The 13811-nt window shown below is 56.6% G+C and carries 11 protein-coding genes; 3 read left to right on the forward strand and 8 right to left on the reverse strand.

Going from position 1 to position 13811, the window contains the following annotated elements:
* Positions 1-3: 3 nt before the first annotated feature.
* Genes holA through leuS form a run of 3 tightly spaced genes read right to left on the reverse strand, consistent with a single transcriptional unit; the run spans position 4 to position 4162 of the window.
* A complete protein-coding gene (gene holA, locus LG300_RS06105; RefSeq protein ID WP_404377509.1) occupies positions 4-1071 on the reverse strand; it encodes a DNA polymerase III subunit delta in 1068 nt (355 codons plus the stop codon).
* Positions 1068-1562 (reverse strand): LPS assembly lipoprotein LptE, encoded by a 495-nt coding sequence (gene lptE, locus LG300_RS06110; RefSeq protein WP_404377999.1) that lies wholly within the window; start codon positions 1560-1562, stop codon positions 1068-1070. The genes holA and lptE overlap by 4 nt, the downstream gene beginning before the upstream one ends.
* Before the next feature lie 14 nt (positions 1563-1576).
* Positions 1577-4162, reverse strand: coding sequence for a leucine--tRNA ligase (gene leuS, locus LG300_RS06115; protein WP_404377511.1), 2586 nt, complete (start codon positions 4160-4162; stop codon positions 1577-1579).
* A gap of 162 nt (positions 4163-4324) precedes the next feature.
* On the opposite strand from leuS, the gene LG300_RS06120 reads away from it, so the two are divergent.
* Entirely contained in the window at positions 4325-4843 is a 519-nt protein-coding gene (locus tag LG300_RS06120; protein WP_083026401.1) for a zinc ribbon-containing protein, read from the forward strand.
* 3 nt (positions 4844-4846) lie between these two features.
* Here the strand turns inward: LG300_RS06120 and LG300_RS06125 are convergent, their stop codons facing one another.
* Positions 4847-6160: a hypothetical protein gene (locus LG300_RS06125; protein ID WP_404377512.1), complete on the reverse strand. Its 1314-nt coding sequence runs from the start codon at positions 6158-6160 to the stop codon at positions 4847-4849.
* Positions 6161-6404: 244 nt separating this feature from the next.
* Here LG300_RS06125 and LG300_RS06130 point away from each other — a divergent pair, with 244 nt between their 5' ends.
* Together LG300_RS06130 and LG300_RS06135 are read left to right on the forward strand one after the other, a co-directional pair.
* Positions 6405-6662 (forward strand): Txe/YoeB family addiction module toxin, encoded by a 258-nt coding sequence (locus LG300_RS06130; protein ID WP_404377514.1) that lies wholly within the window; start codon positions 6405-6407, stop codon positions 6660-6662.
* 92 nt (positions 6663-6754) lie between these two features.
* Positions 6755-7171, forward strand: coding sequence for a thiol-disulfide oxidoreductase DCC family protein (locus LG300_RS06135; protein WP_404377515.1), 417 nt, complete (start codon positions 6755-6757; stop codon positions 7169-7171).
* Positions 7172-7583: 412 nt separating this feature from the next.
* Here the strand turns inward: LG300_RS06135 and LG300_RS06140 are convergent, their stop codons facing one another.
* The 4 genes from LG300_RS06140 to pgaA are packed head-to-tail and all read right to left on the reverse strand — an operon-like array spanning position 7584 to position 13615.
* A complete protein-coding gene (locus LG300_RS06140; RefSeq protein ID WP_404377516.1) occupies positions 7584-7997 on the reverse strand; it encodes a hypothetical protein in 414 nt (137 codons plus the stop codon).
* Entirely contained in the window at positions 7987-9237 is a 1251-nt protein-coding gene (gene pgaC / locus LG300_RS06145; RefSeq protein WP_404377517.1) for a poly-beta-1,6-N-acetyl-D-glucosamine synthase, read from the reverse strand. Before pgaC ends, LG300_RS06140 begins: the two co-directional genes overlap by 11 nt.
* Positions 9234-11192 carry a poly-beta-1,6-N-acetyl-D-glucosamine N-deacetylase PgaB gene (gene pgaB / locus LG300_RS06150; protein ID WP_404377518.1) on the reverse strand — a complete coding sequence of 653 codons (1959 nt, stop codon included), beginning with the start codon at positions 11190-11192 and terminating at the stop codon, positions 9234-9236. The genes pgaC and pgaB overlap by 4 nt, the downstream gene beginning before the upstream one ends.
* Entirely contained in the window at positions 11189-13615 is a 2427-nt protein-coding gene (pgaA, locus tag LG300_RS06155; protein WP_404377519.1) for a poly-beta-1,6 N-acetyl-D-glucosamine export porin PgaA, read from the reverse strand. The genes pgaB and pgaA overlap by 4 nt, the downstream gene beginning before the upstream one ends.
* Positions 13616-13811 lie beyond the last annotated feature (196 nt).

The following is a 13811-nucleotide window of genomic DNA, read 5'->3' on the forward strand; positions in this document are numbered from 1 at the left end:
GTGCTAATTATTTGCACTAATGCGATAGGTCCAGGGAGTCTCTGCAAGAATGCCCTTGCCACCGGCCATGGTCATAGCGAGGTCGTGTAGCCCTGGCCACAGCGGCACGGGGGATGCTCCTTTAACCGCTAAGTCCAGGCGTTGCGCCATCAGCAGCAGTTTGTGTAACCGTTTCATCGAGAGGCGACTAATGGCTTTTTGATAGGCTGGACGGCGTTTATCAAAAATCATCGGCTTTTGTGTTTTACAGGCGTGCTCAAAGCTCTGGCCCTGGTCCAAATGCTGATGCAGCGAGAGCAGGGTGCGCAGCTCGCGGGTAAGCGCCCACAGTACAATCGGCGCTTCGACGCCTTCGCTTTTCAGGCCATTCACAATCCGCGAGGCGCGGCTAGGTTCGCCTTTCAAGCAGGCATCCGCTAGGTTGAACACGTCGAAGCGGGTGCTATCCTCAACGCCCTGAGCAATGCTCTCCACGCCGAGCCGGGTATTGGCTGGGTGGATCAGCGCCAGCTTTTGAAGTTCCTGGTCGGCGGCAAGCAGGTTGCCCTCGGTGCGCTCACCCAGCAGCCGTGCCGCTTCCAGGTCAATCTGCAGGCCGTGAAGGGAGGCCCTGTCCCGAAGCCAGTAACCCAGGCGCGAGGCATCCACGGGCCACACGGGTACAAACAGCCCGTGCTTATCCAGCGCTTTAAACCAGGCGCTTTTTTGTTGCTTGGCATCCAGCTTGCCCATGCTGATTAGCAGCAAGTCGTCGCTGCCATCCATCATTTCTGCATATTGGGCCAGCGCTTTGGTGCCTTCCTGCCCCAGCTTCTGATTGCCCAAGCGCAGCTCCAATAGCTTGTTGGAGGCAAACAGCGAAAGGTTGCTGGCGGTTTCCAAGAGCCGCCCCCAGGCAAAGTTAGGCTCCACATCCAGCACTTCTCGCTCTTCGATACCCGCTTGGCGAGCGGCGGCGCGCACCGCGTCGCAAGCATCACGGTGCTGCAGTGGTTCATCGCCTGCCACAATTACCGCTTTGGGCAACTTTTTGGCTAGGGCGGCAGGCAATTGGTCGGCAAATACCTTCACCGCAGCGCCTCAAGATTGGCTAGGCGCTCTACAATACGCTGGGCAAGCTGACGGGTGAGCGTCTGCTCGGCCTCTTGGAACAGCGTCTCGCGGTTTAGTAGGTCATCATCGCTTACCCGAATCCGCGTGCTGGTGGCCAGCGTTGCGTTATTCAGCGCGTAAGCGTTAGTTTCCCGTTGCTGAACAGAGAGCGTAGTGCTCAGCGTTAGCTCGTGTTCGCGGCTGGCGCGGCCATCGGTGCCAATGCGCCGCTCTTGTAGCGAAGGCGTGCCCAGAGTGACGCGCCAGGGCGCGCCGCTTTCTACCTCGGTGCCTAACTGCTGCAGGCGGGTGCGAAGCTGCTGGGCAAGGGCGCTATTATCGTCGCCCTCCAAGGCAAGGGCGGGCAGGCGCGGCATGGATTCCGTGCCGCGCAGGTGGAATCCACAGCCGCTGAGCAGCACCGCCGCTGAGGCGGCGGTGCTAAGCGCGAGGAAACGACGGCGCGTTATGGGTTGGGCTGGCTTCATCCACTCACCACAATGTTCACCAGCTTGCCGGGCACCACGATCACTTTACGGACCGTTTTGCCTTCCAAATGGCGCTGGACGTTTTCGTTCTCCATCGCCAGTTGCTCGATGGCGGCTTTGTCGGCGCTGGCCGGGGCTTCCAGACGGGCGCGCAGTTTACCGTTCACCTGCACCACCAGCTCGATGCTGTCGCGGGTCAGGGCGGCTTCGTCTACTGTCGGCCACTGGGCTTCAATGGCGGGCTGCTCATGGCCCAGCTGCTGCCACAGGGTGTGGCAAAGGTGCGGGGTAATCGGGGCCAGTAGCAGAACGCAGGCTTCCAGCGCTTCACGGCTGACCGCCAGGCCCAGTTCAGAGGTATCGTCGAACTTGGCGACCGCGTTAGAAAGCTCCATCACGGCGGCAATGGCGGTGTTGAAGGTGGTACGGCGGCCAATGTCGTCGCTGGCTTTCTTGATGGTTTCGTGGGTTTTGCGGCGCAGCGATTTCTGGTCGTCGTTGAGTGCATCGATGTTCAGCGTGCCAGGAGTGCCCGCTTCCAGGTGCTCGCTCACCTGACGCCAGATGCGCTTCAGGAAACGGTGCGCGCCCTCGACGCCGGAATCGGACCACTCCAGCGACTGCTCGGGGGGGGCTGCAAACATCATGAATAGGCGCACGGTGTCGGCACCGAACTTGTCGATCATCGACTGCGGGTCCACGCCGTTGTTCTTCGACTTGGACATCTTCTCGATGCCGCCCATCTCAACGGGCTGGCCGTCGCTCATCAGTACGGCGCTCAGCGGGCGGCCTTTCTCGTCGCGCTTCACTTCCACATCGGCGGGGTTAAACCACTCTTTACCGCCGTTCTCTTTAATGCGGTAGAAAGTTTCCGCGATCACCATGCCTTGGGTGAGCAGCTGCTGGAACGGCTCGTCGGAATCGACCATGCCGAAATCGCGTAGCAGCTTGTGGAAGAAGCGGGCGTAGAGCAGATGCAGAATGGCGTGCTCAATACCGCCAATGTAGAGGTCCACCGGCAGCCAGTAGTTGGCGCGCTCATCCAGCATGGCTTCGTGGTTATCCGCACAGCAGAAGCGGGCGAAGTACCAGGAGGACTCCATAAAGGTGTCGAAGGTATCGGTTTCACGCACCCAGCCATCGCCCAGTTCGGAGAACTCCGGCATCTTCTTCAGCGGCGAGCCGGAAGCATCTACGGTGACTTCCATGGGCAGCGCGACGGGCAGCTCGTCATCGGAAAGCGGTACGGTTTGACCTTCCGGGCCGTACTTCACCGGAATCGGCGCGCCCCAGTAGCGTTGGCGGGCAATCCCCCAATCGCGCAGGCGGTAGTTGGTTTTCACTTCGCCACGGCCAAGTTCGGCCAGCTTGGCGGCAATGGCATCGAATGCCGCTTGGAATTCCAGGCCATCAAATTCGCCGGAATTAATCAGCGTGCCGTGCTCGACATAAGCGCTTTCGGAGATATCCGGCGTGTTGCCGTTTTCGTCTGCCACCACAGGCTTCAGTTCGATGCCGTACTTGGTAGCAAACTCCCAATCGCGCTGGTCGTGGGCGGGTACGGCCATCACCGCCCCGGTGCCGAACTCCATCAGTACGAAGTTGGCGACATATACCGGTACTTCATCGCCGGTGAGCGGATGAATGGCTTTATGGCCCGTGGCCATGCCCAGCTTCTCTTTGGTGGCCATTTCCGCTTCAGAGGTGCCGCCTTTGGCGCACTCTTCACAGAACGCCGCTAGCTCGCTGCTCTGCTCGGCGGCTTGTTTGGCCAGCGGGTGGCCAGCGGCCACGGCCACGTAGGTCACGCCCATCAGCGTATCCGGGCGGGTGGTGTAGACCGAGAGCGGCTCGCAGGCGCTGCCGTCGGCGGCTTTAATATCAAAGCTCAGCTCGACGCCACGGGATTTACCAATCCAGTTGCGCTGCATGGTTTTGACCTGCTCGGGCCACTCAACGTTATCCAGATCCGCCAGCAGCTCATCGGCGTAGTCGGTAATCTTCAAGAACCACAGCGGGATCTCTTTGCGCTCTACCGGCGCGCCGGAACGCCAGCCGCAGCCGTCGATGACCTGCTCGTTGGCGAGAACGGTTTGGTCGACCGGGTCCCAGTTCACCGTGGACATTTTCTTGTACACCAAGCCCTTTTCAACCAGCTTAGTGAAGAACCACTGCTCCCAGCGGTAGTAGCTGGTATCGCAGGTGGCGAATTCGCGGCTCCAGTCATAGGCAAAGCCCAATGCCTTCAACTGGTTACGCATGTAGTCAATGTTTTGGTAGGTCCACTTGGCGGGTGGCACCTGGTTTTGGATCGCGGCATTCTCCGCCGGCATGCCGAACGCATCCCAGCCCATGGGCTGCATCACGTTTTTACCCTGCATGCGCTGGAAACGTGAGACAACGTCGCCGATAGTGTAATTACGCACATGACCCATATGCAGCTTGCCGCTGGGGTAGGGGAACATGGATAGGCAGTAGAACTTTTCGCGGTTGGCGTCTTCTACGGCTTTAAAGCACTGGTGCTTTTCCCAGTACTGTTGAGCATCACGTTCAATATCGCGGGGGCTGTAATGTGCGTCCATCGGTGTTTTCAATGCCTTGGGGTCATTCGCCCAAAAAGGGCGCAAAGTGAATAATAGATGACGACTGTCAGATAAGTAGCGTCGATTGTATCCTATGCGGGTGTATCCTTGAACGGCTAGCCGATCATAGGCATCACCTGTGGCAATAAAAGGAGAGGACCCATGGAAAAACATAACGATCACCGCCTCCGCGAAGGCTACGAGCGCCTGTTGGAACGCATGCAGGGCGGCGCCAACGAGCTCACCTGGGACAATCTGCAAAAGGATTTGGACGACGCCGTTGCCTTTGAGGCCGAGCTTGAGGAGTACACCAAAGACGAGCTGGCGCTGCTGCGCGCCTGGGTAGAGCGTGACTTAAAAGACATGCGTTACTACATGGCGGATACCGGCAAGCAGGTGGCGAGCTGGCTGGGGGTCGATATCGACCAGCTCTCCCGCCGGGTGGCGGAATCACTGCTCTCCATTGCCGACCGCAGCGTGGTAGACCGCGAACGCTTCGAGGACGACCTAGAAGCCGCCCGCGCCGACTACTGCGAAGGCGAAATCGCCGCCCCGGGGTTAATGGCCTGCACACACTGCGATGCCCAGGTAATGCTGAACGAAGTCTCGCGGTTGGAACCCTGCCACCAGTGCGGCCACCGCTACTTCTACCGCTTCCCCAATAAAATTGTCGAAACCTAATTTTTAACCTAGCCAAGCGCTCAAGCCTGCGATCGCCCCCAGCGAGAGCAGGCTCATTATCGCCGCGTAGGGCAGGTTATCTTTCATCATGCGATAACCGCTCACCCCATAACGCCCCTGCAAGGAAAGGTTAATACCGGAAAGCGGCCCAACGCTGGTGCCCACCGCCCAGGCGCTTAACGCCACAAAGGCGAATAGCGTTTGCTCGCCACCGCTTAAATCCAAAATAGACGCCAGCACGGAAACGCCAATAATTGGGTGCAGCCCCACCAGCGCGCTCAGCGTAATGGCAGCAAAGCTGGCCATGGCCTGCCACGTGCCAAAGCGGGCAAACAGCGTCCACTCATCGCCAGCGGCGGCGGCCACCAGCGTCGAAAGCCCTAATGTTAATAACCCCGCCGCTAAAAACAGCGAAATTTCCCCACGCATGGCGGGCAGGCGGGTAACGGTGTGCTGGCGAATGCGCCGCAGGGTAAAGCGTGGGCCTTCCCGCAGGTTGCTTAACAGCGCCACCCCTGGCAGTAAAAAGGTAATAATGCTGACAATGGTAAGCGATGGCGTGATCCAGAAGTGAAACAGCATCACCAATGTCGCCATGCCCGCAGGCATGAGCAGGCTGCGGGGCGACAGCGAAAAGCCATCCACCTCGTTTAAATCAAACCGCCGCCGCAACTCTAGAGTGGTTAAAAGCCCTGAGAGCATGGCGATAGGAAAACCCACCACGGCAATCTGGACGTACTGCACCGACGGTACCAGGGCAATCACCACCGCCATGGAAGCAAAGAAAGGCGACCAGAGGGCGGCGCTGCTCAGCCCACGGTTCAGCGCTAATAATTGCGGCGTGGTCAACGGCGCACGGCGAGCCAAACGGTCGCCCACCATAAACACCGTAGAAAGGTTCAAAATCGTGCCGAGAAAATGCACTCCCAGCCAAGTACGCAGCACGCCATCCGCCCCCGTGACCCGCTTACCCGGCGGGCGCTTATTGCCCTGGGTGCCAATCAGCGAAATAAAGCTCACGCCCACCAGCATCGTCGCCACAAACACGTTGCCTTGCAGCATGGCAGGCCAGTTTACTGCCGCGCCATACACCGTTTGCGCCACCACCAGCATCACCACGCCAAGGGCAATCAACACCCCCGCCTGAATGCGCGAACGCTTGGGAATATCCCGCCACAGCAGCGCCACCGCCGCCCACAGCAAATAGCTCACCGCCTGCGCGGTCGGCACCGCCCCGGTAAAGCTCAACATCTGCGTCAAAAGCCCCAGCAGCACCAACACCCCCGCCAAGCGCTGCCGCGTCGTCGTCTCTTGCATCTCAATCCCTTACTGGTTGAGTTAGCAGGCTAATCGGGTTTGCAAGAGAAGGCCAGTAGTAAGAAGTGACGGGGTAAGTGAGATGACAGGTGTGAGAGATGGCAGGAGTGGGAGGGCGCTTCAGCGCGCAATGATAAAGCCACCCGACCAATAATATTCCCCCGTAGCGCTGCGTAACGAGCAAAGCGAGCGGCCAAGCTGAATAATCAAATTTAACAAGTCAGTCAATCGGCTGACTGAGGCATTGAAGTTGGTTGACACCCAGCAAGCCCAGAAAGATGCCAAGAAGTTGGCCGCCAACGGCCTCAAATCCAACACCCAGGAACTATTAGCGCTGATAGCAGAAGATCCATTGCGCAAGCCGCCTCCGTTTGAGAAGCTCGTTGGTGATCTTGCAGGAGCCTATTCACGCCGCATCAACATTCAGCATCGTCTGGTCTACCAAGTGCTTGAAGACGTGCGAGTGGTAAAAGTTCTCAGGCTCTGGAGTCACTACGAGTAACGTACCACCAGTCGCTGTGGCCGGACCATGTTTTCATCGTTTCGCGGTTCCAAAAACTTACAACACTCCACGCTAAGTTCTCTCAGAAGCCTATGAACAACCCCCATATCGTCATATTCGATGGTGTTTGCAACTTCTGCAATGGCGCTGTGAATTTCATCATCCAGCGAGACCCTGAGGGCGTCTTTGCATTTACCCCGATGCAGAGCGAGTTGGCGCGTGAGCTTACGCAGCGCTTTAACGTGCACGATGTGGGAATGGACACCTTGGTGCTTATCAAAAATGATGAGTGTTACGTTCTCTCAGATGCGGCCCTTGAGATAGCGAAAGACCTGAAAGGGCCATGGCGGCTCTGTTACGCACTCAAGATTGTGCCCAGGCCGATCAGAGACGCGGCTTATAAGTTATTTGCTCGGAATCGTTATAAGCTTTTTGGTAAGCGGGATGTTTGTATGGTGCCTTCAGCAGAGGTGAAATCGCGGTTTGTGGGTATCGAAACATGGCATTAATTGTATGAGGAAACGGTAACCCATGCCTACCGCCATCGTTGAAGTGTGCGAGCTTGCTGTTGGCCCCGGCGGTGCGTTGGTTACCGCGCTCGGTACGGCCGATTGAGGTGCGGTGTGTGGCGGAGGCGATGATTGATGCAGCGTTGGGTGGTGTGGGAAGGGGTTCTTCTTTTGTGTTGTCGAATGCGGAGATGCATCGGTTTGGGGAGTGATAGGGCTGGCTTTTAGATCAGGTGGTGATGCTTTGCTGATTGCTTGTTACCGTTTGATATGTAGTGGGTTTTGTGCCGGGATCATCGCGCGCTGAAGCGCCCTCCTACGACCTTTCTCCGCGGCCTTTCTCGGGAGCTGTTAGGTGCTTGATGGGATGTTCCCCCTTCAAGCGGTGGTGGCTTGAAGGGGGAGTGGTAGGTTAGTTAGTTGCTTGGCTGGGGGTGCCGATGAGTTCGTGTTCGCGGATTGTGTGCTCGGTTGCCAGTACCCGGTCGAGTTGGGTGTAATCGTCGCTTTCAAGCTCAAGCGTTGGTTGTTGAAAGTGGCGCAGCTGGCGTTTTAAGTAGCTGGTATAGAGGTATTGGTTGTAAACCGCCCAGCAGTGAAAGGTTAGGAAGGTGATGACGAAACCCACCAATAAGAGTTTGATCATCACGGAGCCGTAAAGTTGTTCCAGGAATGCTTCTTCTACTATGAAGAACATGTATACCTTTGCCATTACCAGCCCCCACAGTATTAGCGTGATCATGGTAATAAGCATATCCCTTGATCGATACCCCCAGCTTTTCTGGTAAGGGTTGTCGATGATGACAGACACCAGTTTATTGTTCATTAAATTGCTCCCCTCGGTCAGGACTAGTCCAGGTGGCGTGCCTTCCTTTTTGCCGTAGCATGGCTTTAGGGAAGGCGATAACAACCGTGGCCATATTGAGAATCCAGTAGGCGAATGGGTACCAGATGCTCCAATAAACGCAGCGGTAGATCTCTTTGTCGTAACGGCTATCGATATAGAAACTGACAGTAAACTGTATAAAGCTAATGGCGATGAGGATGCTGCCGAAATAGGAGAGCAGCTTGCCGGTAATGGGCCAGGCCATTGGCATGGTAAATTGCGAGATCAACCAAGCAATGAGCAGAGTGACTACTGAGTAGCACCACAACACGCTAACGATGTACTCCAGCATCAGCAGCCAAAAGCGTCTGTTTTTCCAGCGGATGGTTTGTGGGAAGTAGCGCAGAAAGACCTCGCCGCCCCCTTGCGCCCAACGCAGCCGCTGCTTGAACAGCCCGCGTAGGGTTTCCGGCATCAGCACCCAGCACATGGCCCTGGGTTCGTAGCGCACTTGCCCGCCTTTGAGCTGTAGACGCCAGCTCACATCAATATCTTCGGTGATCATGTCGGTATTCCAACCGCCAATCTCCTCCAGCGCATGGCGGCGAAACGCGCAGATAACGCCGGAGATGGTAAATACCATCCCGTAAATGCGCTGGGCACGCTTGATCAGGCCGATAATGGCGGAGAACTCGCCGGTCTGGATTTTGCCAATGGCAGTCGAACGGGTTCTTACCCGTGGGTTGCCGGTAACGCCGCTGACCTTGGGGCTGCTCAGAAAGTGGTTAACCATGTAGCCAATGGCGTCGTAGTCAAGGATGGCATCGCCATCAATCCCGACGATGATCTCGCCGGTGGCGTGGCTCAGCCCATGGTTCATCGCGCTGGCTTTGCCCTGGTTGGTTTGGTTCAGCACCTTGAGAGTGGGGTACTGCTGCACCAGGGCTGCCAGCCGCTCTGCGGTGTTATCTTTGCTGCCATCGTTAATGGCGATCACCTCCATGTTGGGGTAGTTCTGCTTGAAGAGGTGGTGCACCGTTTCATTCACGTTGGCCTCTTCGTTGTAGCAGGGCAGCAGCACCGTTACCTTGGGGGCGCTTTCGTCCCAGACGAAGGTGGCGGGCCAGGCTTGCTTGCGTTCCCAGTGCAGGTAGAAGTAGATACCGCCGCATATCCAGATCGTTGCCATAAGGCTTGGGTAGCCAAGCGTGAAGATGGCAAGGTGGTCGAGTATGTTCATGGGATGTCCCTAAACCGACGTCCGATGGAAAAAACCGGCCTCATCACATTGATATCTGGATGGTTGTTGTGGAAATCATCCGGGTAGTAGCCAATGTGTTTGATGCCTTCTTCGCGAAGTATGCGAACCCACTGGGCCATTTCCTTGCTGGGGATGGGGGTTTGGGTGTGCCAGTTCTGCGCCTGCAGCTCGAATACCAATTGGTCGGCGCTTACCTGGGCTAACGAGCGGCGGGCGAGACTTCTTAGCCACTCATTAGGGTTGTCGGCTTCTTCCATGTAGGGCATGGCCATTACCGCTACGTAGTCATAGCCCGTGGCAAAGTTTTGCATGTCCTGAGCAAACCAACGCTGGCTGAGTGGCTCCATCACCGTCACGGCATAGAGGTTGCGCGAGGTGGTGAAAACCTTGTTATCTGCCTGACGGTAGTAGTTAGCCGCTTGGGCCAGCTCTTGGGTGAAGTCGGTTAGGTGTTCCCCTTTGAAACGGGTCCAGGCTGCCATCAAGTTGTCGTCGTTACGGATAGCGTTGATATCCCTAGGCAGGTCGGCGCTGGCATAGGCGTCTAATGCTGCGGGGTTGGCATCCTCAAAGTCGGTGTAGAAGGCGTCGTCATGGAACAGCAGCCCATCGAACTTGGTTAGGCGGCCAAGGTCCTGGTAAATCTCAATAATGATGCGGCGATTCTCTTCAACATAGGGGGAGAGCCGGCGATACTGGTTTGGCGCTTCTTGGCCGGTTCTCACATCGGTGACATATTGATACCCATCCCCTAAATCAAACGCCAGCACCGGCATCCAGGCGTAGACCTTCACATTGGCGCGTTTCTTTAATTGCCAGGCAACCCGATTGAACAGGTCTGCCCTAACCGGCAAGTAGCGGTTGGGGAAGTAGAGAGCATCGGTCGTGCCGTCGCCGTCCGGGTCGGCATAGGCTTGAAGGTAAACCGTACTGACGCCGTAGCGGGAAATGCGCTCAATCAGCCTGTCGAGGTTTTGCTCTTGCTGAATGGGGTCGGGGTCATACACGTAGTCCAGGTCAACGTGAACAATGCGTTGCTCTTCGCGCTCCCATAGCCGGTTGGAGAGAATCTCTTCAATGGTTTCCAGGGTGGTTTCCTGGTCGATCAGGTAGCGGTTTATACTACGCATGGAATCGCCCAGACGGTTAGGGGCGCTGAGCAGGCTGAAGGTGTATTCCATGCCGTATTCGGCGGCAATGTTCAGCGTTGCTTCACTGTAGGCACCGTAGGGCCAAACGATGACACGCGGGCTTTTTCCAATTTCTTCTTGGAAGCGCTGCTGGGTAAGCGCCATATCATTGCGTATTCGTTCTAGGTAGCCTGCCTCGGTTTCATAACCGCTGCGAGGGTTCCATATACTAGTAACGGCAGCGGCTTGCTCGTTCCCCATCGGGTTGCCTAGTACCCCGTAGTGCAGGTTGTAGGAGTGGGAGGCAATTTCCACCAGCGGGGACTCATCAAGGGCTTTGACCTGCTCCCAGCTGAGAAAGCGTTCCCGGGGGAGTGTGATACTGCCGTAAGGAACCCGCCCACCCGCAGGCGTATCCAGCCAGCTACCCACCACGGCTTGTAAGGCAGGGAAGTTGTAAAGCTTGAGCAGTGGAAAGACGATATCGTAAAAACTGCGATAGCCATCATCGAAAGTGAGCAGCACCGCTTTTTCGGGCAGCGGTGCTTTGCCTGCTTTGGCGTCGATGATCTGCTGCAGGCTGACGGGGTGGTACCCGCTTGTGGCAATCAGGTTGAAGTGCTCAATTAAGCGGCTGCGGGTGATGGTTTGTGAATAGATATCCAACTCGGGAGTGATGCTGGAATCCACAACGTCGTGGTAACTGATCACCACGTAGTCATCCGGTGCGCGGGCGGCTTGAGCCTGCTGGATAAAGGTCATCAGCAAAACCGCGCTTATTACAATGACGCGCCAGGGTGTCATAGGAATCTCCATACAAAGCCAGCTGAAATTACGTTGTCATACTCAGGAACGCCGTCGTAAACGGCTCGCTCGCGGGTGATGCCATACTCGAAATTCACAGTGGGAGCTAACTCCCAGCGATGTTGGTAACCAATCGACCAGGTGTTTTCACTATCGAAATCTTCCTGCCAGTAGCGTCCTGATCCGAGTGAGAAGGACTGGATAAAAGACTGGCGGTAATCAAGCGGGATCTCATAATCGATGCTTAGTACACCGGCAAGGCTGGCATCCTGCTTGGGGTTGAAGTAACTGGCTTCTACGTCGTCGTTACGTGATGCGGATGCTTGAAGTCCGCCGATAACTTGCCAGCGGTCGAAGTGATAAAAACTTTGGTTCCAGTAGCCGTAAATGGATTGCCGCAGGTTGCTGTCGTCGAAGTCGGTCGCCATGAGACCGATAGCCCCCGCGCCGCGCTCATCGCGGCGATAAGCAAACTCGGCCCGGTAACGGTCGGCGTTAACGCCATCCTGCAAGGCGCGCAGAGGAGTGTCGGTGGTGTTCATTTCGACACCCAGCGTCGTTGTGGCGTGGTCGTTGTGGGCGTACTTGAGCTCGGCCAGCGCGAGAAAATCTTCGTTCAGCTGTGAGCCGTGGCCCGCTGCCAGGGTGACCGTGGCGGGATACAGGTTCCATTCGTAGCCCGCTATGTTGTACGAGGCATAGAGGTTGTCATCCTCAAACTCTCCGAACTGGCCGATACGCTGTGCGAAAGGGCGGGAGCCGCTGCTGTTACGTGGCCCTTCCAGAAGCACTTCATAGCGCCACTCGCGCGAGGCTTGGGTGCCACTCCCCTGGCCCTTGCTACGCTCGAACCGGCTGCTTAGCTGGGGGGCACGCATTTCCTGCCACTCCCTTGCCATATCATCCCGCGAAGCACTTGGCCGAGCTTCCACTAATTCCCGAACAACTTCATTCGTAGTGCCGCGCCATTGGCCACGCTGTAAGCGGGAGAGCAGAATGCCGTGTTCAGCCACTTCTTGACGGTCTGGGGGCAGCAGCGGAATGGCCTGTAAGAATGACTCCTCGGCCTTTCTTGGCAGGCCTCTATCGCGTTCGATATCGCCTTGTACAATCCACAAATAAGGTTCGCCGGGCGCTTGTGCCTGATAGGTCGATAACTGCTCAATGGCATCTTCCGGGCGACCTCGCCAAGCCTCTAGCAATACTTCCAGCAGCAGTACTTTTTGGTAGTTGGGGTTTTCGATGCGTAAGGTGCGGGTGAAATCCAACCGCTGTTCGGGCTCTTTGGCGCGCCATGCCTGCAATAGCTTGTCGGCATCACGGAAGCGCTGGGCATCGGCGTAGCTATAGAACAGGCCCTCATTAAGCGGGTCATCTGGGTTGGTGGCCTGTTCCGGGTACTGTCGAATCAGGCTTTCATAGAGCGCGATGGCTTCATGTGGGCGGCCCATGCCATTGAGCGCATGGGCGCGTGCGCGGATGACGTAACTTGGCAATTGGCCGTGCTGGTTTTCAAGCCGAACTGCCAGGGCCTCCGCTTCGGAAAAGCGTCTTAATTCAGCCAGGGCAACTACCTTGTCATATTCGGCAACGGTCATCAGCTCTTGAGGGGTTTGCGGGTCACGCAGTACGACATTCAGTTGCTCCAAACCGTTGGCCGTTCTGGAGGGCTCATCTGTATGAATGCCCAAGCGAATATCGGTAACCCCTTCATAATAAGTGAGCCAGAGGCGGTCGCTTTCGCTAAACACATCCGGGTTGGACTGCATAATGCGCCGTGCCGCGGTGCTGGCGCCAAGGCCTACCGCCAGCCGATACAGTGCTTGAAGTTCTCCTGTATTGCTGGGGTCCTGGGCAACCAGGGATTGTCGGGCATCTAGCTCTTGAATGGCGTTAGTGGTGCGTGCGGCAAGGTAGCCTTTAGCTTCAAGGCCGGCGGTTGTGGTGCCAGCTACTTGGTTATACTGCTCCAAGGCAATCTGGGCTAGGGTGTAGCTGCCCATATCGGTATGGACCAGTGCTTGGCCTAGCCAGCCTTGTGCGTTGGAGGGGTCACGGTAGGTAAGCGCCCGAAACATCTCCAGCGATGTATTAAAGTCACCCGCGCTACGGGCGGCCCCGGCCAGGTTGGTAAGCTCAGAATCGCTGTAATCCTCAATTTGGCACCAGGTGCAAACGGCCAGCGCTTCCTGATTCCGGGAGGCACGCACGAGCAGGGCGACTAAGTCTTCACGCACGCGGTTGTCGCGTGTTTGGTGGTACAGTGTCTTTAAGCCGTTGATGGATGTTTCCAAAGCTCCTTGGCGTGCCTGGATAACCAGTGCTTCGCGCTGCGCATCGGTGGTAGTTTGCCCGTAGGCCGCGCTAGTGGTTAGGCAGGCGAGCAGGCAAATCGGCAGTAAGGAGCTAGGGCGACTCTGCATGGTGATACTCCTACCCTGGAAGCTAATGAAAGTAGATTTGTAATAAAATGTATCTTCCTAGTGTATAGAAGTATCTTTAAGTAAAAATTGGAATAAAAGATGATCTTGAAGAGGAATATCTTCAACAAAAGGGCTTAGGGGGATCATCCGCCGGCTGCCCTGGAAGTGCTTATGTTTCTGAATAAAAAAGTTAAAT

Origin of the sequence: Vreelandella aquamarina, from assembly GCF_044805175.1 — a bacterium.
GTDB classification, from domain to species: domain Bacteria; phylum Pseudomonadota; class Gammaproteobacteria; order Pseudomonadales; family Halomonadaceae; genus Vreelandella; species Vreelandella aquamarina_B.